The 23,272-nt window shown below is 49.6% G+C and carries 21 protein-coding genes and 1 tRNA gene; 13 read left to right on the top strand and 9 right to left on the bottom strand.

The window, feature by feature from the left end; translation table 11 throughout:
- Positions 1 to 14: 14 nt before the first annotated feature.
- The gene (locus FPE01S_RS20025) at positions 15 to 1,553 is read right to left on the bottom strand and encodes an FG-GAP repeat domain-containing protein (RefSeq protein WP_046370872.1); all 1,539 of its coding nucleotides are present in this window, start codon (positions 1,551 to 1,553) and stop codon (positions 15 to 17) included.
- Between the two features lie 45 nt (positions 1,554 to 1,598).
- On the opposite strand from FPE01S_RS20025, the gene FPE01S_RS20020 reads away from it, so the two are divergent.
- From FPE01S_RS20020 to FPE01S_RS19995, 7 genes are all read left to right on the top strand, one after another.
- The gene (locus FPE01S_RS20020) at positions 1,599 to 4,541 is read left to right on the top strand and encodes an FAD-binding and (Fe-S)-binding domain-containing protein (RefSeq protein ID WP_046370871.1); all 2,943 of its coding nucleotides are present in this window, start codon (positions 1,599 to 1,601) and stop codon (positions 4,539 to 4,541) included.
- Between the two features lie 131 nt (positions 4,542 to 4,672).
- A complete protein-coding gene (locus FPE01S_RS20015; protein WP_046370870.1) occupies positions 4,673 to 5,110 on the top strand; it encodes a MarR family winged helix-turn-helix transcriptional regulator in 438 nt (145 codons plus the stop codon).
- Between the two features lie 5 nt (positions 5,111 to 5,115).
- Positions 5,116 to 5,286: a hypothetical protein gene (locus tag FPE01S_RS25970; RefSeq protein ID WP_157474112.1), complete on the top strand. Its 171-nt coding sequence runs from the start codon at positions 5,116 to 5,118 to the stop codon at positions 5,284 to 5,286.
- A gap of 60 nt (positions 5,287 to 5,346) precedes the next feature.
- A complete protein-coding gene (locus FPE01S_RS20010; RefSeq protein ID WP_046370869.1) occupies positions 5,347 to 5,862 on the top strand; it encodes a hypothetical protein in 516 nt (171 codons plus the stop codon).
- A gap of 3 nt (positions 5,863 to 5,865) precedes the next feature.
- Positions 5,866 to 6,132: a hypothetical protein gene (locus FPE01S_RS20005; RefSeq protein ID WP_046370868.1), complete on the top strand. Its 267-nt coding sequence runs from the start codon at positions 5,866 to 5,868 to the stop codon at positions 6,130 to 6,132.
- A gap of 86 nt (positions 6,133 to 6,218) precedes the next feature.
- Positions 6,219 to 6,292 (top strand) — tRNA-Pro (locus tag FPE01S_RS20000).
- A 409-nt stretch (positions 6,293 to 6,701) separates the two neighbouring features.
- Positions 6,702 to 7,001 (top strand): hypothetical protein, encoded by a 300-nt coding sequence (locus FPE01S_RS19995; RefSeq protein ID WP_046370867.1) that lies wholly within the window; start codon positions 6,702 to 6,704, stop codon positions 6,999 to 7,001.
- On the opposite strand, the gene FPE01S_RS19990 is transcribed toward FPE01S_RS19995, so the two are convergent.
- Complete coding sequence (locus tag FPE01S_RS19990) at positions 6,995 to 7,624, bottom strand: FISUMP domain-containing protein (RefSeq protein ID WP_046370866.1); 630 nt, start codon at positions 7,622 to 7,624, stop codon at positions 6,995 to 6,997. The two genes, FPE01S_RS19995 and FPE01S_RS19990, sit on opposite strands and share 7 nt — an antisense overlap.
- A gap of 61 nt (positions 7,625 to 7,685) precedes the next feature.
- On the opposite strand from FPE01S_RS19990, the gene FPE01S_RS19985 reads away from it, so the two are divergent.
- From FPE01S_RS19985 to FPE01S_RS19970, 4 genes are read left to right on the top strand one after another with little or no spacing between them, the layout of a single operon-like run.
- Positions 7,686 to 10,631 carry an FAD-binding and (Fe-S)-binding domain-containing protein gene (locus FPE01S_RS19985; protein ID WP_046370865.1) on the top strand — a complete coding sequence of 982 codons (2,946 nt, stop codon included), beginning with the start codon at positions 7,686 to 7,688 and terminating at the stop codon, positions 10,629 to 10,631.
- Positions 10,628 to 11,056: a secondary thiamine-phosphate synthase enzyme YjbQ gene (locus FPE01S_RS19980; RefSeq protein ID WP_046370864.1), complete on the top strand. Its 429-nt coding sequence runs from the start codon at positions 10,628 to 10,630 to the stop codon at positions 11,054 to 11,056. The genes FPE01S_RS19985 and FPE01S_RS19980 overlap by 4 nt, the downstream gene beginning before the upstream one ends.
- A gap of 41 nt (positions 11,057 to 11,097) precedes the next feature.
- The gene (locus tag FPE01S_RS19975; RefSeq protein WP_072054032.1) at positions 11,098 to 11,955 is read left to right on the top strand and encodes an NAD(P)-dependent oxidoreductase; all 858 of its coding nucleotides are present in this window, start codon (positions 11,098 to 11,100) and stop codon (positions 11,953 to 11,955) included.
- Positions 11,956 to 11,971: 16 nt separating this feature from the next.
- A complete protein-coding gene (locus FPE01S_RS19970; RefSeq protein ID WP_046370863.1) occupies positions 11,972 to 12,406 on the top strand; it encodes a nuclear transport factor 2 family protein in 435 nt (144 codons plus the stop codon).
- Between the two features lie 3 nt (positions 12,407 to 12,409).
- Here the strand turns inward: FPE01S_RS19970 and FPE01S_RS19965 are convergent, their stop codons facing one another.
- The 4 genes from FPE01S_RS19965 to FPE01S_RS19950 all read right to left on the bottom strand — a co-directional run bounded on the left by FPE01S_RS19965 (position 12,410) and on the right by FPE01S_RS19950 (position 18,442).
- Entirely contained in the window at positions 12,410 to 14,815 is a 2,406-nt protein-coding gene (locus FPE01S_RS19965) for a TonB-dependent receptor (RefSeq protein ID WP_157474111.1), read from the bottom strand.
- Between the two features lie 2 nt (positions 14,816 to 14,817).
- A complete protein-coding gene (locus tag FPE01S_RS19960) occupies positions 14,818 to 16,164 on the bottom strand; it encodes an HTTM domain-containing protein (protein ID WP_046370862.1) in 1,347 nt (448 codons plus the stop codon).
- The gene (locus tag FPE01S_RS19955; protein WP_046370861.1) at positions 16,151 to 17,254 is read right to left on the bottom strand and encodes an imelysin family protein; all 1,104 of its coding nucleotides are present in this window, start codon (positions 17,252 to 17,254) and stop codon (positions 16,151 to 16,153) included. Before FPE01S_RS19955 ends, FPE01S_RS19960 begins: the two co-directional genes overlap by 14 nt.
- Before the next feature lie 81 nt (positions 17,255 to 17,335).
- The gene (locus FPE01S_RS19950) at positions 17,336 to 18,442 is read right to left on the bottom strand and encodes a DUF4856 domain-containing protein (RefSeq protein WP_046370860.1); all 1,107 of its coding nucleotides are present in this window, start codon (positions 18,440 to 18,442) and stop codon (positions 17,336 to 17,338) included.
- A gap of 179 nt (positions 18,443 to 18,621) precedes the next feature.
- Between FPE01S_RS19950 and FPE01S_RS19945 the strand changes: the two genes are divergently transcribed.
- On the top strand, positions 18,622 to 19,791 hold the full coding sequence (locus FPE01S_RS19945) for an acetyltransferase domain-containing protein (RefSeq protein ID WP_046370859.1): 1,170 nt from the start codon (positions 18,622 to 18,624) through the stop codon (positions 19,789 to 19,791).
- 4 nt (positions 19,792 to 19,795) lie between these two features.
- The gene (locus tag FPE01S_RS19940) at positions 19,796 to 19,990 is read left to right on the top strand and encodes a hypothetical protein (RefSeq protein ID WP_046370858.1); all 195 of its coding nucleotides are present in this window, start codon (positions 19,796 to 19,798) and stop codon (positions 19,988 to 19,990) included.
- 51 nt (positions 19,991 to 20,041) lie between these two features.
- Here FPE01S_RS19940 and FPE01S_RS19935 read toward each other — a convergent pair whose 3' ends face one another.
- From FPE01S_RS19935 to FPE01S_RS19925, 3 genes are all read right to left on the bottom strand, one after another.
- Positions 20,042 to 21,733, bottom strand: coding sequence for a T9SS type A sorting domain-containing protein (locus tag FPE01S_RS19935; RefSeq protein ID WP_083990356.1), 1,692 nt, complete (start codon positions 21,731 to 21,733; stop codon positions 20,042 to 20,044).
- Between the two features lie 107 nt (positions 21,734 to 21,840).
- Positions 21,841 to 22,362, bottom strand: coding sequence for a DinB family protein (locus FPE01S_RS25160; RefSeq protein WP_052956052.1), 522 nt, complete (start codon positions 22,360 to 22,362; stop codon positions 21,841 to 21,843).
- Between the two features lie 9 nt (positions 22,363 to 22,371).
- Positions 22,372 to 23,259, bottom strand: coding sequence for a bestrophin family protein (locus tag FPE01S_RS19925; RefSeq protein WP_046370856.1), 888 nt, complete (start codon positions 23,257 to 23,259; stop codon positions 22,372 to 22,374).
- Between the last annotated feature and the right edge of the window lie 13 nt (positions 23,260 to 23,272).

The following is a 23,272-nucleotide window of genomic DNA, read 5'->3' as shown; positions in this document are numbered from 1 at the left end:
GCTGATTAGGAATACTACCTGGCTATTGATTCCATCAGTCCAAACAAGGGTGCGGATTGTCGGGGATCATTTTTCAGGAAAGCATTGCCGATCAGGAGATCCGGTTGTCCATCACCGTTAAAGTCGCCGCTGTCCATCGTCAATGCTGCTTCGAGATTGAAACCATCCGGCGCTGCGTTGGCGGAATAACCAAGGTTGCCGAGGTGATTGAGGTAGACGAACCAGTCGGCCGGATGTGACGGATCGGTAAAATAACCCACAGCGGCAATGTCGGTGCGTCCTTTTTGCCGGAAATCGCCCGCTATAGCTTTGTATGCGCCATTCAGGGGATAAAAGAATTTTTCTGCAAACCGGTCGGGAGCTTCCTGGCGAAACACATAAATGCCGTGATAAGGTTTATAAATCCTGGTAGCATCGCCATTATCACCACAGGTATACAGGATATCTTTATTGCCGTCGCCATCAAGATCAGTCAGGCTGAAGGAACTTGAACCATAAGATGGAGGGAAGCGGAGTACCTTATGTTCATCATAGGTGCCATCACCCCTGTTCTCAAAATGAATGATGCATTCATCACCCTGCGCAAACAGTGCCCAGATATCCTCACGGCCGGTAGCGGGATTCTTTTCAAAAAAGGCAGTAACGGCACCCGGCAGCGGCCGGATGGCTTTTTTGCGCCAGGACTTTTCATTGCTTTCCAGTAGTGTCAGTGAACCGGTCAGTTTTCCGAATTCGCAAACGAGGAAATCCGGCTGCCCGTCCTTATTGGCAGCTGTGACAACTATCCTGACCGGCCTTGCCAGGTCTTTAATAAGGGGTGCGTGCTGCTGGAGTTTACCTTTTGGAGAAAGGCTGATGGGAATGATGCTGCCTTTTTTGTCCTTATCCGGGCCCATTTGCAGGTAATCGCCGATGGAACAGGCATACCAGTGGTTGCCGGCACCCTGGAGGTCTACCACGATACCATTGACTTTCAGCGAATCAAGCAGGCCTTCCTGCCCGAACAGGAAAAGCTGATTGGAAAAAGCATCAAATACAAATAACCGGGCCGGCGAAACAGTATTGTCGATTTTCACCAGGGAGGCCATCACATTAGGCCGGAAAAGAAAATCCGGCGGAGGCAACAGGTTGAAACCGGTGACGGCTTCCGGCAAAGGGTGGGGCAGTTCCGGGAGTGCGGAAGGTGCGGAAGTGGTATAGTAGGACAGGATTTCCTGCCACTCCTGCTCCGTCACAACGGGATGTTCCGGGTAGAAATCCTTGTCCGCCGCTTCTATCGCCGCTACTCCGGCAGAATGGATACCCAGGTAGAGTCCCATTTCCGGCAGGAAAGTGGTCCAGGTCTTTTTGTCCAGCAGTTCAGGTTCCGGTAACAGGTGGCAACTCTGGCAATAACGCACTGCAGCAGATTTTCCCTGACTGTGGGCAGCATGGCCAGCATTAGCGGAGAGCTGATTCTCCCCCTGGCCGGTTTGTTGAAACAGCCACCATCCTAAAACTATTATCCCGGCAATGGCAGTTACTATCCAGACCACTTTTCTGTTCGATCGCATGCACTCAAGATAGGCATTTGTGTAAAACGGTATAATTTTGACCATATGACAAGCAAACTGCAGGAATTGGCTGGCAGACTGGAAGGAGAACTTTATTATGATCAGAAAATGCGCATCCTGTATGCCACGGATGCATCGGCCTACCGCGAAATGCCCCTGGCCGTAGCCCTCCCGAAAACCCCCGGCGACATCAGGTTATTGATTCAATTTGCCCATCGCGAGAAAACATCACTCATTCCCCGTACCGCTGGTACATCGCTTGCCGGTCAGGTGGTGGGCAGTGGTATTGTGGTGGACGTTTCCAAATATTGCAACCGGATTCTGGAACTTAACAGCGACGAACACTGGGTGCGTGTTGAACCCGGTGTGATTCGGGATGAGCTGAATATGTTCCTGAAACCACACGGACTCTTTTTCGGTCCGGAAACCTCCACTGCCAACCGCGCTATGATCGGTGGCATGGTGGGCAACAATTCCTGCGGATCGAATTCTGTGGTGTATCGCAGCACCCGGGAACATGTACTGGAAGTAAAGGCCATCCTCAGTGATGGATCCGACGCGGTATTCAGGGCAATGGACCTCGAAACCTTCCACGAAAAATGTGAAGGCGACTCGCTGGAAGCGGAGATCTACCGCACTACCCGGCGCCTGTTGAGCAATACCGACAACCAGGAAGAGATCCGGCGCCAGTTTCCTAAAGCTTCGGTTGAAAGAAGGAATACCGGGTATGCAGTTGATATCCTTGCCGAAATGGCGCCATTTCAGGCCGGCGGTCCGGATTTCGATTTCTGTAAACTGATTGCCGGTTCAGAAGGCACCCTGGCGTTCATCACCGAGATCAAACTGAATACGGTGCCATTGCCGCCTTCAGAATCCGGATTGCTTTGCGTGCATTTCAACTCGGTGGATGAAGCCTTGCGGGCCAATATCATTGCTATGCAGTTTGCACCCAGCGCCAGCGAACTGATCGATCATTATATCCTCGAGTGCACCAAAGACAATATTGAGCAGCGGAAGAACCGCTTTTTTGTGCAGGGTGATCCCGGTGCCATCCTGGTGGTGGAATTCCTCCGCAATTCCCGTCCGGAGATCCAGGACAAGGCAAAGCAACTGGAAGAGGCGCTTCGCGCAGAAGGCCTCGGATATCATTTCCCGCTATTGTTTGGAGACGACTCCAAAAAGATCTGGACGTTGCGCAAGGCCGGGCTTGGATTGTTGTCCAACCTCCCCGGTGATGCCAAGGCTGTTCCGGTGATTGAAGACACCGCTGTGGATGTGCTGGATCTTCCTGCCTATATCCGGGAATTCAACCAGATCCTGGAAAAGCACGGGTTGTATTCCGTCCATTACGCGCATGCTGGTTCGGGAGAGATTCACCTTCGCCCGATCATCAACCTGAAAACGGAAGAAGGAAATAGATTATTCCGTGTAATCGCTGAAGAAATTGCCATCCTGGTAAAAAAATACGACGGATCATTAAGTGGCGAACACGGTGACGGCAGGCTGCGGGGTGAGTTCATTCCCTACATGATCGGTGAAAAAAATTACAGGCTGTTGAAGGAAGTCAAGACGGTGTGGGATCCGGGAAATATTTTCAATCCGCACAAGATCGTCGATACGCCATCCATGAATGAGATGTTGCGGTATGCACCGGGACAAAAGACGCCTGTATTCAATACTGTTTTCCGATATCATGACCAGGATGTGCTGCAGCATGCGGAACAATGCAACGGATCGGGTGACTGCCGGAAAACAGCATTGTCCGGCGGTACGATGTGTCCATCCTTCATGGCTACCCGGAATGAAAAGGATACGACGAGAGCCCGTGCGAATATCCTGCGGGAATTCCTGACCCGTTCCGATAAAGTGAATCGTTTCGATCACCAGGAGATCTATGAAGTAATGGATCTTTGCCTGAGTTGCAAGGGCTGCAAGAGCGAATGCCCGAGCAATGTGGATGTGGCCAAGCTTAAAGCTGAATTCCTGCAGCAGTATTATGACGCCAATGGTGTTCCTTTTCGTTCAAGGCTCATCGCGAATTTCACCCGGTCGGCCAAACTGGGTGCCATCGCGCCGGGGCTGTATAACTTTTTTGTAGCCAATCCCCTTACCGGAAATCTGATCAAGCGGCTTTCCGGATTTGCGACGGCGCGTTCTATGCCGCTGTTGCACCATACTACGTTAAAGCAATGGTATAAAAAACATCAGCGCAAAATGGCAGGTGGAGGAACCGCCAGTGCTGACCAGAAACAACCTGCCAGGACGGTTTACCTTTTTTGTGATGAGTTCACGAATTTCAATGATACGGGGATCGGCATAAAGGCAGTGGAACTGCTGGAGAAACTAGGGTACCAGGTGATCATTCCGGATCACCTCGAAAGCGGCCGTACCTGGTTGTCGAAGGGATTGCTGCGTGCTGCAAAGAAGATCGTAAATGAAAATCTTCGGTTACTCGCGCCACTGGTCAATGCGAACACGCCGCTGATAGGCATTGAGCCCAGTGCCATCCTGACATTCAGAGATGAATACATTGATCTTGCTGAAGACGGGCTCTTTGAAAAAGCGAAGGAGATGGCAAGGCATGTATTCCTTATTGATGAATTCCTGGCTGCGGAAATGGAAAAAGGTAATATTCCGAAAGATGTTTTCCGTAGTGCGGATAAATCCATATTACTGCATGGCCATTGCCAGCAGAAAGCGCTGTCATCGCTGACACATACCGTCAAAATGCTTTCGTATCCGGAGGGCTTCAAAGTGAAGACCATTCCTTCAGGTTGTTGTGGAATGGCAGGCTCATTCGGTTATGAAAAGGAACATTTCGAGCTTAGCCAGAAAGTGGGCGAGCTGGTGTTGTTTCCGGCCGTGAGGGCAGCCGGGCCAGAGGTAGTTATTGCTGCACCCGGTACCAGTTGCCGCCACCAGGTGAAGGATGGAACAGGCAGGCATGCACGGCACCCGCTGGAAATTTTGCATGAAGCGCTGAAATAAGTTTAGCAGTTTGGGAGTTTAGTTTGGTTAGTAGTTGGGCTACCAGGTACAAGAAAAGTTGACCTAAATTCACCGGTTACCCCGATTGATTTAATTGATATATCAATTATCTTTGTATCAAAGTAGCACACATGACGGCAGAAAAGCTGGGAGATATCCTGTTTTATTCACTGGAAAAATCGATCAAATCCTACCGTCAGTTTGCGCAGCGCAATATCACGAAAGCGGGTTTTGATATTACCATTGATCAGTGGTTATTGCTGAAAACCCTGCAGGAGGATCCGGAGGCGACGCAACAGCAGATTGCGGATAAAGTGTTTAAGGATTATGCATCGATTACCCGGATGATTGACTTGTTGGTAAAGAAGAAATTATTGAAAAGAAAACCCCATCCTGAAGACCGGCGGCGATTCGCGCTCACGGTTACAGCAGACGCTGAAACCCTGATAGAGGGTGTGCAGCCTCTGGTGGAGGCTAACCGCCGGCAGGCGTTACAGGGAATCAACCTGCAGGATGTTCAGGTTTTGCGCGAAGTTTTGGAGCAAATGATCTCGAACTGTCAGAATTAAAATATATGTTGTTTAAACTCTTACTGTCAGGTGCGTTGCTGTTCTTTTTTCCCGGTTTCACCGAGGAGAAGAAAACGCGGGAATGTCCCTTTGCAAAAGAAGCGCAGCAGGAGCAGGAAAATATCTCCGCAGGACTGGCAGATCATCCGCTGGTCGGCATGGCGCTTTATTTGTGATGGTGACGGATTAATAATCAGACCGATTTTCTCTTACATTGCCGGTCAAACACGACTGGTATGACGCGCCTGCACTTCCTTACAATTTTTCTTTTCTTCAGTTTTGCAGTAGTTGCCCAGGAAAAGATAACCCCCACTGACAAACTGCAGATCGATGGTGCTGTCGGGCAGTCTCGTTTACTTACCCTGGACAGTTTCCTGTCCTCCCCGGCTGTCGCAATACCTGATGTCATCATTACCAACCACCTGGGCGAACCCAGGAGCACCTATAAGGGGCTTAAGGGCATTCTCCTTAAGACTGTGCTGGAAAAATCGGTGTTCAGCACACCGGGCCCTAAACAGCTGAGTGAGTTTTACCTGGTGCTGGAGGCCTCAGATGGCTACAAAGTGGTCTATTCCTGGAACGAGCTTTTCAATACCGTTGTGGGGGAACAGGTTTATATTGTCACTGAAAAAGATGGAAAGAAACTGGCAGAAATACCCGACAGGATTTTGGCAATTTGTGCGGCCGACCGGAGGACAGGTCGCCGGACGGTGAAAGGATTGCAGTATATTCATATCCGAAGAGTTGAATAGCCCATGCATTACAATACACTAAAACTGGATCACGAAACGATCCGCTTCGGCCATGATGTTTTGCCGGGGGAGATTTATCATATCTGGTCGGAATCCCCATATTTCTTCCAGGTTTTCGGACAGCAGGAGATCCGGGTAAAACTGGGGGATTATGCGGAAGACAGGACGGCCGGTGAATATGGGCCAGTCGTTTTTCCATCAACGGAATTGGATTTCATATTGCAGGGAATGGCGCGGTTACTGCTTTGTGAACCACCTTATTACGATTAATTTTTCCCAAATGAAAGTTAGTGTTGGGGGATAATCTATGATCCCTTACCTTTGCCACCGCTTTGAACGGAAAATCGTTCCAGGTCCGGGAAGTAGCGCAGGCCGGTAGCGCACCTGGTTTGGGACCAGGGGGTCGCAGGTTCGAATCCTGTCTTCCCGACAAAGGAAAGAGGTAAATTATTTACCTCTTTCTTGTTTTTAAGCAACTGCCATGTTCATTGCTTGGCCCTTTCCCATTGTACACGCTCCAGAACCCCTTTTTATCGTAATCTAAGGCAGCTTACCCTGGGAAGTCTATACGACGGGTATCGGAAGAGTATGCGAAAAACGGCAAAATAACGGTAAATGGACGGCAAACCGGAAAGTGCAAGACGATGTTAAAATCGAAACTGTGCTCTGAAGCCCGTTCCTGTATTGCGTATGCGAATAAGTATAATAAGTCACTTGGCTACATGAATGGGCTCATTTCGCTAAATAATGGGCTCATCCGGTCAATAATGGGCTCACTCCCTGTAACGCACGGCCGAAGCTGAAATAATCGGCGTAACTTACGGGTATAAAATATTGTTATGGGACATTTTATCATTGATCTTCCTGGCAATATGTATGGAGATGTGCGATTTGGAACCATTCGCCGGAAATCGTTCTCACTGGCTTTCTGGAAAAAGAAACCTGCTTTCAATGAAAAGCGGATAGGATATATCGTAAATGTCAGTGGTGCCGCTGAAGGCATTAAACGATACCAGTTCCTGAAAACCACTGATGGTCACTGGACAACGCAGGATCTCGAAAATTTTCATGTCGCGCCGGATGATGTTATGACGATGGCCATTAAAGCGGCAATTGACCAGGAGGAATTGAATCAGTGATTTCTGTCAATTCTTTTCACACACCGCACCGCAAGCGCCTCCGTTTTTTGCCCATCAGGATGCCGGTTTACAATCCTTCCATTCCTGCCGAGATTATAAAACCATGCCTGCGCCGGATCCGTAGCAGTAGCGGTCCAATAAAAACCATGAGCGTCTACCCGGTGATAGGTGCTGTCATGTGGATCATAACGGCCACCATAAACCGCATTGAAGGCCGCTGCTCCACTATCTATCAGGGCTTCGTAGGCAGCTTTTCCACCATCTGCAGCTACGTCGCGCACACCCCCATAGGGCTGCGCCAATTGTTGCCATTCTTCATTTGTCGGCAAATGCCAGCCGTTTCCCAGTAACCGGCAACCTTCCAATGCGCTTTTCCAGGTATAAAGGCGGCCAAAGGAATCGCTGATCTTATCCGATGTTTCATAACCATATGATCCGGGAATATTGGTGGCCAGATTTACAGTCATCCAGCACAGGTTACTGCTGTATATCCGGGTCAGGTAGGTGTTGCCCTGGGTGTCCCTTATGGTATCAGGTAAAGCCTGGGCCACATTCTGCTGTGAGAGCAGCAGGCAGATAATTGCCAGAATCAGTGCCGGCCGTCTGGGAGAAGGACTGAACATGATAATGGTAAAATATTGCTTTTCCGTCGATTCCGGAGGGAGTTGGTTAGATTTGTTTATTATGCAGGAGGCATTGAAAAAGCTCTCGACGGCACTTCAGGGAGCGCTTTATTTTAATTCTTCAACCGAACACACCGTACAGCTGTTGGCTTATTCTACCGATGCCTCAGTTTACCAGGAGCGTCCGCTTGCGGTTGCGCTGCCCGAAACGGTCTCCGACCTTAAAATGCTGATCGGTTTTGCAAGGAATGAGCAGACAACACTGATCCCCAGGGCGGCAGGTACATCCCTCGCCGGGCAGGTAGTGGGCAGCGGCATCGTGGTGGATATGTCGAAATATTTCAACAGGGTTCTGGAGATCAATGTTGCGGAAAAATGGGTACGAGTTCAACCCGGCGTCATCCGGGACGATCTCAACAAATGGCTGCTGCCACACGGACTGATGTTTGGTCCGGAAACGTCAACTGCGAACAGGGCCATGATCGGCGGCATGATTGGCAACAACTCCTGCGGACTGCACAGCATCGTTTGGGGCGACGTGCGCAACAACCTTATTGAAGTTCGCGGATTGCTGAGCGATGGTTCCGAAGTTGTTTTCAATGAAACAGGTGGAGGATCTGCTGACGCTGGCAGCCTGGTACAGCGTATAACAGAAGGCATCGGTAAGTTGCTCGCGAACAATCAACACCAGCAACTCATACGTGATAATTTTCCGAAAAAGTCAATAACCCGGAGGAATACCGGCTATGCGCTGGACAGCCTTCTCGACTTGTATCCCTACAACGCCGGTGGCGAACCGTTTAACCTGAGCAAACTGATCGCCGGATCAGAAGGCACCCTGATGATGATCACGGAGGCCAGGCTGCGGCTTATCGATCTTCCGCCTGTTGAAACGGCACTCGTATGCGTTCACTGTACTTCCCTGCAGGAATCCCTTCACGCGAATATCGTTGCGTTGAAACATCGGCCAATGGCCTCCGAACTGGTGGATCGTTATATTATGAACTTCACACGGCAACATCCCGAATATCGAAAGAACTGCTTTTTCATGGAAGGCGATCCGGCGGCACTGCTAATGGTTGAGTTCATGGAGGCGACCCGTGAGTCGGTTGATGCACGTGTAGATACTTTTATGACTGATCTCAAGGCGGCCGGCCTCGGTTATGCCAGCCCGGTATTGTATAATCAAGACACAAAATATGCCTGGGATGTTCGCAAGGCGGGGTTGGGATTGCTGCGTAATCAGCCCGGCGACACGCAGCCGGTGAACCTGATTGAAGACTGTGCTGTAGCGCCAGATGAATTGCCGTTCTATATTGCTGATCTTGAAAATTTGTTTGAACGACTTGGGGTTGAAGCTTCCTATTATGCGCATGCGGGTGCCGGTGAGTTGCATGTGGAACCCATGATCAATTTGAAAACCCGTGAAGGGAGAGTGCTATTCCGTAAGATACTTTCTGAAACAGCCCAACTGGTTAAGAAATACCAGGGCTCTTTGTCCGGTGAACATGGAGATGGCCGGCTCAGGGGGGAATTCATCCGCGAAGTAGTAGGGGAGGAAACCAACGCGTTGTTTCTGCAGGTAAAGCACCTGTTTGATCCGGAAGGGATTTTTAACAGGGGGAAGATCACGGCGGCACCACCAATGGATACATCATTCCGTATGGCGGAAGAAGATGCAGGCCATCCGCAACAAAAACCACTGTCAACCTATTTTGATTTTTCCGGAGAGGGCGGAATGCTTCGTCTCGCTGAGAAATGCTCCGGGTCGGGGGATTGCCGAAAATCGGAAATGACCGGAGGGACGATGTGTCCAAGTTATATGGCCACGCGCCTGGAAAGAGACACTACCCGTGCGCGGGCAAATGTATTGCGGCAGGTACTCAGTGGTGAAGAGCAGGAAGGCCTGTCTTTTAAGGAAGTAAAGGAAGTGCTGGATCTTTGCCTGAGCTGCAAAGGTTGCAAAACTGAATGTCCGTCAGGAGTGGACGTTGCCAAAATGAAAGCAGAGTTCCTCCAGCAGTATTACGACCGGTATGGTATCCCGGTACGCAGCAAAATGATCGGGAACTTTGCACGACAGATGAAGCTGGCGAGCGTATTTCCAGGCCTCTACAACCTGGCATTCGGGACACCTGCGATCCGCAGCGTGCTCAACCGGATAGTAGGATTCCATCCTGACCGAACGATGCCCTTGTTACAGGGGATAACGCTGAAAGCCTGGATGGCTGAACGAAAGTCCGTGAGCAATGCCGGTGGTAAAACCATATTGCTGTTTTGTGATGAGTTCACCAACTACTATGATGTGACTATCGGCATCACTACCGTTAAGCTGCTGGAGGCATTAGGGTATACCGTTACGATACCCGATCATCTGGAAAGCGGCAGATCATTTTTGTCGAAGGGAATGGTGAAGGAAGCCAAAACGATAGCAGCATCAAATATTCAGTTGCTTGCAGGATTGGTGAAGGAAGAAATGCCACTGGTCGGTATCGAACCCTCCGCTATCCTGACGATCAGGGATGAATACATTGACCTTTCTGCGGGGGAGATGCGGCAGCAAGCCGTACAACTGGCTGCCCATACTTACACCATAGAAGAATTTTTGTCAGCCGAATTTGAGCAGCAACGGATAAAAAGTGCAAGTTTTACCCTTGCGGCTGCCTCAATAGCCTTACACGGACATTGTTATCAGAAGGCATTGTCTTCTCAGCATGCAATCGTCAGTATGTTGTCGATACCGGAGCACTACCAGGTACAGGTAATCCCCTCCGGTTGCTGCGGCATGGCAGGTTCATTCGGATATGAGGCAGAACATTTTGAGATATCTCAGCAAATAGGGGAGCTTGTGTTATTTCCCACTGTACGCAAACTGGAAACGACAACAATGATTGCGGCCTCCGGTACATCGTGCCGGCACCAGATCAAAGATGGAACTGGAAGAATAGCCCGGCATCCTGTCGAAATTCTTTACGAAGCATTGCTTCCCGACAACAAATCAACATGAAATTTTTTCAGCAACACCTGGTACTTCCAGAACAGCGTCGTGGTTTTCACCTGATCACGCAGGCGGTGCTTCGTGCCATGCCACAACTGGCAGAGATCAGGGTAGGCTTTTGCCAGGTGTTCATCCAGCACACATCGGCTTCGCTGACGATCAATGAAAATGCTGATCCGACCGTGCGACACGATTTTGAAGTTTTTTTCAACAAGACGGTGAACGAAAATGATCCCGACTACAAGCATGATGAGGAAGGTTCAGATGACATGCCTGCGCACCTGAAGGCTTCATTACTGGGAACTTCGGTAATGATCCCCGTCCGGAATGGCCGCCTGGCATTGGGTACGTGGCAGGGCATTTATCTTTGTGAGCATCGTAATCACGGGGGAGCAAGAAATCTGATGATTACCGCATGGGGTGAAAACCATTGAGCCGGAAAATTGTAGTACTTCTTAACAAAAAAGCATTTACCATGTCAATAAAAGCATTCCTGGGAATGGGGCTACTGGGTTCGAATTTTGTAAAGGCCATGCTTCGGCGTGGAGATACGATGCAGGTGTGGAACCGGACCGCCTCAAAAGCAGCAGCGCTGGAAAGCGATGGCGCCAAAGCATTTTCCGATGTGAGGGACGCAGTGAAAGGAGCCAATCGTATTCATGTGACGTTGAAAGATGATGCATCTGTTGATGCGGTACTGGAACAGGCGAGCGCAGGATTTTCACCTGGAGCGATCATCATTGATCATACCACGACTTCCAAAGACGGGGCAGTACAACGTACGGCATACTGGAAATCCAAAGGCTATACCTACCAGCATGCACCGGTATTTATGGGGCCATCGAATGCACTTGATGCGAGCGGCTATATGCTGGTTTCCGGAGAACCTTCTGTGGTGGATCAGCTGACACCGGAACTTTCGGTTATGACCGGAAAACTTATTCAACTGGGTGCAGAAACGGGAAAGGCGGCTGCAATGAAACTGATGGGCAACAGCTTCCTCGTTTGCTTCGCGTTCACCTTGAGAGATACCTACGCAGTGGCAAAAGCACAGGGGCTTACCGTTGATGATATCCTGGGGCTGTTCCAGACCTGGAATCCGGGTGCCCAGGTGGAAGGCAGGCTGAAGCGGATGACTTCCGGCGATCTGTCAAAACCTTCATGGGAGCTGGATATGGCAAGAAAGGATACGAATTTGTTCCTGGAAGCCGCCGAAAAAGGGGGTACCCATCTTTCCATCCTTCCTACCATCGCAACTGTAATGGACGAGTGGATCGGGAAAGGATTCGGACAACACGACTGGACCATCGTTGCCAATGATTTAAGAGATTAATTCAATTAACGATAATATGCAGGATTTTTCTACCCGTGACCTGATCGTGGAAACGGTCAATAAGCTTTTTGTTTTTACCGACCAGCAGCAATGGCAACGGCTTCGCGAAGATGTACTCACTGATAAAGTGGATTTCGACATGTCTTCGCTGGGGGGTGCCCGTGAAATCTTGTCAGCGCAAACTATCTGCGATACCTGGGAAAACGGGTTCAAAGGCATTGATGCCGTGAACCATCTAGCAGGCAATTACCTGGTGACCATTGATGGCGACAAGGCACAGGTATTTGCCTATGCAACCGCTACACATTTCAAAAAGGCCGCAATCAACGGACAGGTCAGGGAGTTTGTGGGTACTTATCAGATCGGGTTGCAGCAATTGCCCCAGGGCTGGCGGATCAATGCCTTCCAATATACGCTGAAGTACCTGGCAGGAAATGCTGACCTGAGCTGATGCTTACAACTTGAACTGCAGGGTTACGTAAAGATTCCTGCGATCAGCCGGAAGTATTCCGGGGCCCGGATAGCCATCTGCCCTGCGGGTAAAATATTTGTTGTCAGTCAGGTTGTTAATGCCGGAATAAACGGTGAACCACCGCCAGTTATAACTCAGGCTGAGATCCATTACTGTAAAGGAGGGAATGGCGCCATCCACAGCAGTTGGCGTTTCTTCCGTGTTCGTGGCATCACTGTATTGTTTGGCCTGGTAAGAGAACTGGTAAGTCAGGTTCCATTTGCTGTTGCCGGCTGTAACGCCAGTGCGGAATAATACAGGGGGGACATTCTCCACCAGTTTGTTTTTGATGGCAGTATTCTCTGTGTGAATATAGCGGGCGTCAATAAGTGAAAGATTGGTATAGGCAACCAGTTTATAGCGGGCTGCATTTCCCTGGAAAGCCTTCATGAGATCTCCTTCCAGCAGAAACTCAAGGCCAAGGTTGCGGCTGTCGGCAACATTGGTACGTAACCGATAGGTCATGAAACTGGTGTCGCGCACAAAAATGGATCCGATACGATCATTATACCGGAGGTAAAAAAGGCTCACGTCAGTGTACAGCCAGTTACCGATATTGCCACGAAAACCGAGTTCAATATTGTAGCCGGACTCATCTTTCAGGTTGGGATCGACCTTGCTGTTTGTATTGACTACCCGGATGTCATTGAAGTTGATCGAACGGTAATTCTGTGAAATATTCGCATAGAACTCGGTACTCTTACTGGCCTTATAGGATGCACCCACACCCAGTAACACAAAAGAGCGCGGGTTTTCCATCTTCTCATTCATCTTCTCGTCGTCAATAAACAGGTTGTCTTTGTAATAATACCCCTCACCTTTAGTGTTGATGTGTTCAAACCGGATGCCCGGAGTAATGCTCAGCTTTTTGCTGATCCGGAAAATGTTTTCAGCAAACGCTGCGAAGTTGTTCCCCGGAAATTCATACGAGGATTTGTTGGGTTGCCCACCGTCAAAGGAAAAGTCGGGCCCGCTGCCATCGTTACCATCTCCCTGCTTCCGGTTGGTAAGGCCACGGTACAACCTTGCGCCGAACAGAAAGGTGTTTTTATTGTCACCGAACATCCTGTACTGATGGATGAACCTAAGTTCAGATCCAAAATTGCTGTACTTGTCCGTCATCAGGTCGCGCTTGCCACCATTGTCCGGGCGGTTGATATAGCTGAGCACACCCAGAGCATCCCTGCCACCCTGCAGCGTATAATTTCTCCAGTTAATGCGGGTGTTGTCGCTGATTGCATAGTCGAGGTTCAGGTTAATGAGGTTCCAGTCGACCTGGAACCAGTTCCTTGCCCTGACTGATACCGAAGGGTCTTCCCTGAATTGCGCATCCGTAAGACCGCCCGGCTGTTGTGCCAGGTATTTCATGAAAGTATATTCACCTGAAAGGGTCAGGCGCCTGGTCAGTTTATAGCCGAGATGTACATACGCATTGTGCTGATCGTAATGACTGTTGGGGCGCCAGTCATCGCCTTTCTTGTATTGGTAGAAAGCATAGTAGTTCAGTTTGCCGGCTGCTACCGTTCCGCCTAAACTATTAAAACTGTTGAAGAAACCATAAGAGCCAAACGTCTGGCGCGTTGTCAGTTCAAAAGGCTTCTCTTTCGGGCCTTCTTTCATCACAAAATTCACGAGGCCTCCGAATTGAGGGCCATACTGCAGGCTTGCAGCGCCGCGTATGATTTCGATCTTTTCAAGTGCTTCGGTTGACGGGGTATAATAACTTTCCGGATAACCAAGTGCATCAGCGCTGATATCATAGCCATCCTGCCGGATATTGAAATTGGAGGAACGGTTGGGGCTCAGACCACGTCCGCCGATTCCCAGCTGAAGTCCTCCGCGATCATATTCCCAGATATTCAATCCAGGGATCCTTGCATAGATCTGGCGGGTATTGTTGGTGGCCAGGTTGGCGTTGATGTTCCGCAGGTTGATTACTTCGGTCTTCTTACCGGCATAAATTGCAGTGCCGCTGACATCGCGCAGTTTTCCGGAAACTGTTGTACTCTTCAGGTCCTTCACCACCACTTCTTCCAGCACCGCGGTGTCGCGTTGTTCAAGTGTTATTTTCAGTACCGCATTTTTTTGTGCCAGCACGATGGTCTGGGTCCAGCCAGTCATTCCCGTGAAGCTGACAGTCAATGTATAGGTTCCGGCGGACAGTCGTGAGAAGTGGAAATAGCCATTGTCGTTACTGATGGTTTTTCTGCCGGCTGGTTCAATTGAAATGGTTGCTCCGGTAATTGCTTCACCCGAAGCCTGTACCGTTCCGCTGACCGATAAGGACTGGGCATGGCTGGCCAAAGAGAGCAAAATCAGGAGCGGTATGAAATATATTCTGGGATGCATGATCATTCTTTTGTTTTCGGGCAAGGAAGTATCCAGTTGTAATGTGTCCATTGTCGTTGCTGCGCTGCGAGATCAACGGCGGGGTCTATGAACAGGGCTGAGCGGCGGCCATTCAGTGCGACGTAAACCTCACCGAACACCCTGGGTTGCTGAATACCTTTTTGTTTGTAAACTGCGGCGAGGTGATGGGCATACTGCAGGATCATGTCAGGTTGTGTACTCATCATCTTTTCCTGCAGCGGTGTGAGAAAGGCCTTGTTGTCGACCACGAAAGCTGCACCGGTTGTGCCGTCCTTCACGGTGAAGTAGGCGGTGCCCGCTTTTTCCATCAGCATCACCCTCCAGGAAAAGCGATAACCCTCTTCATTCCAGAACAGCTTATCAGGATACATGAGGAAGCGGAGCGGAAACAAAACCTGGAAAGCAGCATACACTAAAAGCGCTACTACCCATCGTTTGGGTCTAGTATAATTGTAGGTGTTATAGCCGAGGCTGGGGGCTGGTTTCCATCCCAGTCGCGACAATAGTTTTTCATGAAATGCTGACGGGAAAAAGATCAGGCTGCTCACAATCATCACATAGGGGAACATGCCAATACCGGGAAAGAAGATGGCTGTGGCGATATGAAAGGCCAGCACGAACAGGTATGCGATTTTACGCGTCCGGTCATTGAGCAGAAAAAACACAATGAACAGGTCATAGATGGCACCAAACCAGCTGAAAACATAAGCTACCCAGGCTTTGTACATCAACGGGCCAACGATGGGAAGATGGCTCTTTGCAGGAAGCCAGGTGCGCATCGGTTCGGCTTGCAGCAGCCAGTCCGCATTTAACTTGGCCAGGCCTGCAAAGATGTATACGATTGCCATCTGGAAGCGCAGGATGCCAATGGTCCAGGCAGGCACTTCGGCGCAACGGAGTTGCGGGCGGATACTGACATCCATTGACCAGTCGCGGTTAGCCGGCAGCCAGATCAGGATAAAGGCTACAAGGCTGATAAAATAATAGTGGTTGAGATAGGTCGTAACATCAATCAGTTCGATATAGGTGAATCCGAGGAAGAACACGACGATGGCGATCCGGTACAGGAATCCGAACGCAATGAACAGTGCGGCGAGCGTGATGCATCCGAACAGCACATGTATGGCAGTATTTCCCGGTGCCTGAACCCATTCCCAGCCGAAATAGGAAAAGTGAAATTTCGGTTGTACATAAACGGCAGTTACCCATCCCCGCCACCAGAAGCGAAGTAGGCTGAAGAACATCAACAGCCCGAAACTGATGCGGAAAACGACCAGCGGAGCAATGGGCACCGGCCGGAAAAGGTCATATCGTTTAGTCCCCGTCATTGTCCATATAGTTGATCTGCACGCCGGTGGCAGAAGCAACATCAGTTTTCAGCAGTGTCAGGAGTTTCTGGATCTCCTTATAGGCAGCTTCCACTGTTGCCGGGCTTCCGGTAAAAGCTGCAGACAGTGGGGCCGGAATAGCCTGGAGTGCATTGATGGCAACTGTAAACTGGGCAAGAACATCGTCATTCAGGGTGGTTTTACCCAAAAGGTCGAGATAGTCGTCGATGCCTTTTGCACTGCCACCGGTATAGTACTGCTTTACGGCATTCAGATTGGCAACCGCGAGTTCTTTGGAGATGGCGGAATAGTATCCTTCCGCTTTGTCGGCGAATACGATACCATTCGATTGCTTGCCAAATGGCCAGCCGATGCGGGGACCTTTCAGGGCATCCATTTCAAATGCCAGCTGATTGATCAGGAATCCGATAGAGCTGCCGACATCTGTTTTCAGGGAATTGATGAAAGTATTGCGGTATCCGGCGGCCCATTGGTTGATCGTATTATCTGTGAGCAACTGCATTCTTTCCAGAACGTCGTTGATATATTGCTTTCTGTTTTGTCCTGATACCGGGTCGGCCAGTTTGTCTACTGCGCCTTCGCCAAAGATCAGGTAGTCCAGTGCCGGGAATCCCTGCAGGCTATCTGATGTTATCGGCAGGGTGAGATCATAATTGCCGCTGGCGATACCACTTTCGATTTTGCTTATTCCCGGAGGAAAAGTATTCAATGTGTTGTTCAGCATCTGAGCAGCGGCGGGCCCGAAATAGGGGAGGGATACCGCTTCAAAGGCCTGGTAGGCAGCCTGGAACGAAGGTTTTACGTTAGCCTGGGTTGAAGCCGATGGTGCGCTGAGCAGAACAGCCACTTTGGTTTTCAGATCTGCGAGGGATGTTTTCAGCTGCACATACCCTGGCTGGATAATGTTGTCAGCATAATTGACCAGCATTTCCTTTTTGAATTCATCTGTCGAGTTGCCGTTGTTATCCGTTCCGTCGTCGCTTTTGCCACAGGCATTCAGCAACAAGAGGGCAGCTGTTACAGGAATTACAGCGCGGAAGAGCGTAGAAGGGAAGAATAATTTCGCCATAATCAGGTAGATTATAAAATGACAGACAATCCCTGGCGGTTGCCGGGGATTGTCTGGAAGTTAATTACGTAATATTTGACCTTAAGGTTGCAGCTGTCCATAAGCGGTGGTGAAAATTTGAGCAGCTTCTTTCAGATCGGTATTGTTTGCGTCTGCGGCCAGGTCATAAAATGGAGTTTCCAGGATTTCTTTGAGCCTGGTATACTGAGTAGCGGTGAGTTTGCTGCCGGCTGCGCGGTATTTGAGGGCAAGGACAAAACCGTAGCCCTCGGAAAGTGAATGGAATTTTGCAGCAAGGTCGCTCTGGGTTTGTGATGCTGTCAGATAATAATAGGCAGCTGCCGCCAGTGTCTTTTCAGTATATTCCTTAATCGTGCTGATCGCCTGATCACGGGTGCTGTAATCTTTTGCACCGATTGCGGCACGACCCGTGCGGAAGGCTTCGAATACCCTGCCTCCAGCCTGAATGTATTTTCCGCGCTCTCCGAAATAGCCACCGATCGCCAGCGGACGGTCGGCAGGTACGGGGGCTGTACTGTAATTGAAAGCCGTGTCATAATTTTTCGGTACGCCGATGTATCCAAAAGCCAGGTCCCAGTCCTGCTGCATTTCGCTGGGAGCGCCTGAGGTAAGGGTGTTGTCGTCTGTAGGAACCTTGTCCAGCAACTGGTAAACATTCTTAAGTACCAGTGCACCCATCAGTCCCTTTGCCACTGCCTGGTTAAATTCAAGGCCTGAGTGGTTCACCAGCCGGTTGCCGATCTTTCCGGCTATTCCCGGGGCAGCAGGGGTTGCGTAGAATTCACTGAGATTTACCATGGAATCTGCATATGCCTTAAACTGTGTCGCGTCAGCCACTTCGGTGGCCAGACTGATGGTCATGGTGTTCAGGGCGTCATATTTATAGGGCAGGTTCCCGGCAATTTCTGCGGTAAATGCGGTATTGGTATTGTTCCAGAGGTAGTTGGCAGTATCGCTGTTGAGCTCGCGGGAGGCTCCTTTACCCAACCAGCTGGTAAAGCCGGCCCACATGCTTACACGGGCAACGGCATCAGTGTTATTCACCTGGGCGAAGTCATAAGTAGCAGGTACGGTATAATCCGGTGTTACGGGGCCGTCGTCGGAAGAACAGGACGAAAGTGTCAATAAAGCTCCGGAAACCAGTGCCAGCATTCCATTCAATCTCATAAGTAACTGTTTTTGCGGGCACAAAGGTATTGGGGCCACCTGAAGCGATACTTACGAATTCCGGAAAAACAATTTCCCGGGCAAAAGTCCGGATCTTGCGGACTTTGCCTATTCGGCTCGTTTCCAGTGTTATATATCCATAATTCTTCCGAAATTTATTTTCCCAAAAAACCAACACCTTGTCACGCATCCGTTCAATTGATTTCGTCAGGGGACTGGCCATGATCATCATGGCACTGGACCATGCCAGGGATTATTTTCATGGCTATTCGTTCCTGCACAATCCTGCTGACCTCGCGCACACCACTCCGTCTATCTTTTTTACGCGGTGGATCACCCATTTCTGTGCCCCGGTTTTTGTATTCCTGGCCGGAACCTCGGCTTTTTTGTCCGGGCAAAAAAAGTCAAAAACCGATCTGTCGCGGTTCCTGTTGACCAGGGGGCTCTGGCTTGTAGTGATGGAATTGACAGTAGTGGCGTTCGGCTGGTTTTTCGATCCGCTGTTCAGAACATTTGCCCTTCAGGTGATCTGGGCGCTGGGCTGGTGTATGGTATTGATGGCCGGCCTGATCTGGCTTCCCAGGCGGTTTATGCTGCTGTTGGGCTTAGCGTTGGTATTCGGCCATAACCTGCTGGACGGCATAGCTGTGGAAGGGAATACCCCTGCAGGTTTTGGATGGGCCGTTTTGCATGCTTTCCGCATCTTTCATTGGGGCGGGGCCACCTTTCTGGCTGCCTATCCTGTGATGCCCTGGCTGGGAGTGATGCTCCTCGGGTATTGTTTCGGACAATTATACCTGCCCGGAATGGAGGCACAAAAGCGGAAAAGACTGTTGCTGATCATGGGCGTAACCGGCATTGCCACCTTTGTGTTCCTGCGCTGGTCAAATATTTATGGTGACCCTTCCCCCTGGTCACCGCAGACGAGAGAAGGTTTTACCCTGTTGTCTTTTCTTAACACAACCAAATATCCGCCTTCTCTGCTATATCTGCTGATGACGCTCTCGCCTATGTTGCTGATCCTGGCATTTACAGAACAGGTGAAATCAGCTGCCGCCAATGTTGTGTCTACCTACGGCCGCGTTCCTTTTCTGTATTATATCCTGCATATATACATCTTTCATGCGTTGGGTATGTATTTCGCGGGAGTTACAGGATTCGGCTGGCAAAATATGGTTATAACGGGAAGCTGGGTCACGGACGGCACAACCCTTAAAGGTTATGGGGCGGGACTACCGGTTGTTTATGCTGTCTGGCTGATCATAGTGGCGGCGCTTTATCCGCTTTGCAGGGTGTATGACCGGTATAAGCTGAGTCATAAACACCAATGGTGGTTGAGTTATCTTTGACCGGATGCTTCACGGAAAACGCCTTGTTTTTGTGTATGGTACAGCTTTCGCTGTATTGGTCTTCCTATTGCAATGGCTGGAATACCGGTTTCTGATTCTTGATCATGCCCAGGAGGTTTTTACCGTTGCGTGGATGGTCGATCTCAGCGTTGGTATTGAAAAGAAAAAGGCCACAACCTGTACCAGTAGGCTGAAATAAAAAAGCCCGCCGGAAAGAAAACTTTCGCGGCAGGCTACTGTAATTGATCCCCTAAAGTTTTATAAGCATGGATTGAGCTGTCTGGTTTTCCTGAGTAAGGGTCAGGTAGTAGATGCCTTTTGCACAGTTTGTGAGATCCAGCTGTTTTCTTTGTGTTCCTTTTGTAGCATTCAGGGTCGCCTTTTTAATTGTCACACCTGATGCGTTAACCAGTTGCATATTTACCGTTCCCGCTATTGGGCTGAACCACTGCACCTGGCACTGATCACCGGCCGGTTGCGGGTAAACAGACTCCATGCGGAACTGGTTTTGGAGGGCGGTCAGCCTGACTGCTGAAGTATAGTCAACTTTGCCATTCTCGTCTACCGTACGGATGCGGTAATACCAGGTCGTTGCGGTTGAGGTCTTGTCACTGAAAATGTATCTGGCTTCCCCTACTTGTGAAACAGACAAAGTTCCTGCTTTCGTGTAAGGCCCTTCGATAGCTGTTGCCCTTTCCACTTCAAAGTATCCCTGGTTCGTAGTAGCCACTCCTGTCCACGCCAGTTGTGCATTTTCACCAAGCCACTTTGCAGTGAGGTCCCTGGTTTTAACCGGCATGGCGATGAGTCGCATGGTTACACCAAAGGCTGTGGTCGTTCCGCTGGCAAAAGATATACCATTACGATTAGCGGAATTGGCCGAGTTGTTAGATTGATTTGCATTGGCGGTTGACCAGGTTGTTGATGTGCCCGGAGCAGTATTCAGAGAAATGCCCAGTTTGTTGTTAGCCAGGGTTTTAAATCCGCCACCTTCCAGTGAAGCGGGCCATTCGAGTAATATAGATGATCCATTGGCATTATTGGTGGTGCCGCTGACATTCAGGTTCCACATCGCATTCACCATATAACTTAAGTTGGGGAATGGTGTACCGCTAGCTGAGCCATTGCTTGTCGGTTGAGTGAATACACCCACAGATAATGTTTTATTGTTGTTGCCCAATCCGACAGTAATTGGCAGATAGCCGGCCGAAGTTCCAATTGGAAACAGCACATTGGTATTACGGGTAGCATCTTTCTGCACATGTGCTGACCGCCCCAGTTGAATATAACCGTTGGACCCCGCATTATTAAATGTGCCTGTGATCGAAAGCAGGCCATTGTTGCCGGTAACCTCGATAAAGCTGTTGTTGTTCAGATCAATATTCCTCGCAACGCTGATCTGCTGGCCTGCGTTTGGTGCCTGGAGTCTCGTATTGGTTAAAACCAGGTCACTTTCCACCGAAAGGTTCCCCGCGAAAGTGGGTGTAAACGTGCCAGAGGTGGCGGTGAGGTACAGGCTTTGAAAGGTGGACCCGGCGAATGCAGATCCATAATTGACCGTACCGGTTTGCCGGAAGGTCTGGCGGTCGAGAGATGAATTGGAAAAGTCGATATTTCCTGAAAAAATGCCTAGCGTTCCTTCGAAAGTAAAGTTAATACCGATGAGGCTGTACGGCATGACGACATTGCTGTTGTTAATCCAGATGTCATCAGCGCTGATGGTGATTTTTGAAGTAACTGCGAAACCCGCAACACTTGTGTTGGGAGCCAACGTTGCCGGATCCCACTGATGTGTAATTGCATTGTAGACCTGCCAGTTGGCGGCAGTGTTTAAATTTACCTGAACTGTGCCGGCTCCGGAAGAGCGGTAATCACCTGCATTTTGTGCAAATACTGCACAGGGTGTTATGGCCAATAGCCAAAAGGTTAGGGTACGTATCATATTGAATAGTTGACAGATTAGTCGTATTCAATAGGATTTGGATAGATCAAAAGTATATATCGGAAAATACAGTTGCAATAGTAGATCTACGTGGTGAATTTGCGGTATTAACGGTAGAACTCCTCTTCAATCCGCTGTTTCTGGCGCTGGTGATGCCTGAAGTGCATGGTTGCAAATTGAAGCCATTCAGCTGCGGTGAAATAGCCCAACCCCGGGTGCGCTGACTTTCCATGCATGATGTCTTCACCATGGGCGTCAAACAAATCGTTTATTTCCCTCCGGAGATGCGCGAGTGCATCAGCAGCTGCCTGTTGATGCTCAGGTGGTGTGATCATCGGATCATTGAATGGATTTTCTATTCGCAAATCCGGAAAGCTGTTAGCCTGAAACATTTGAATAGCTTCTGGTTTCATCGTTTCCGCAGTATGGTATGGAAGGAGCAATGCTGTTTGCATTTGTTGTGACATCCATATAGTATCGGCGATAAGGTGCGCGTATACCTGGGCAATCGACCATCCACCCTGTGATGGTTGGAAATAAAATCTTTCTCGGGAACAGGTGCCGGTGAAACTGATCCAGCGCTCCACGGTTTCATTGAATTCCTGTAACTTTTCTTGCAGCGCTGGCATAGGATGCGTTTACATTACGTAGTAGGCTCCTTCATAGGGTATTTGTTCAACTGGCGGTAACCCAGTCATTTCACGGAGGTTGTTTTCGATTGTCTGTGCCAGTTTCGTAACAGGGGTATCAGTCGGACGGTTTTCAAAAGGATCCTGCATCAGAATCGCTGTCCTTTCGATCGTGATAAACAAAGTTGGTAACAGGATAGACAGGATGACCTCCACTTCGAGTGAAACGTTCTCTATGCCAAACGGCAGTATTGTCAGGAAGACATAGATAAGGAAGTGTATAAGCAGGCTGTAGGATTTGGGAAATATGGTATTCTTGATCCTTTCACATTGTCCCATCGCCTCTGTAAGCCGGGCCAATGTTGCGTCAAGCTGCACCTGTTTGTTGGGATTAATGCCGAACTGTTCACTTACGTGGGCTATTTGTGTGGAGTGAGCAAGCAACAGTGCGTTGGGTACGTTGATGCTTTCAACCTGGTGATGCGACAGGTATTGTTGCACCCTGACGGAACTTCCAGATTGCCGCAATGATTCTCCCAAGGCGAAACACCATATTGATTGTCTTTCAGCAAAATCCTGTACTTCCTTTCGAGCCGCAGGCGTATCTGGTAAAAACTGCAACAACTGCCGGATCAGCGTTCTGCTGTCGTTTACGATTGCTCCCCAAACGATTCGTGCTTCCCACCAGCGCTCATAGGATTGTGAAGTACGGAAAGCCAGCAGCAATGACACCAGTGTACCAACAATACCGGGAAAGGAAAGGGGGATAACGATCTGTTTGAAAAATGCCCGCTGATCCATAAAAGAAGAAAGGATTGCATATGCCGAAATGATGGCCACATCGACCCAGATCAGCCGCAGGAAGTAGGAGATGGAGATCCTTTTATTGAGCAGCATACAGTAATGTACA

This window comes from Flavihumibacter petaseus NBRC 106054, from assembly GCF_000974785.1.
GTDB lineage: Bacteria > Bacteroidota > Bacteroidia > Chitinophagales > Chitinophagaceae > Flavihumibacter > Flavihumibacter petaseus.
The sequence above is the reverse complement of the archived record's forward strand: the minus strand, read 5'-3'. Positions and strand labels throughout refer to the sequence as shown.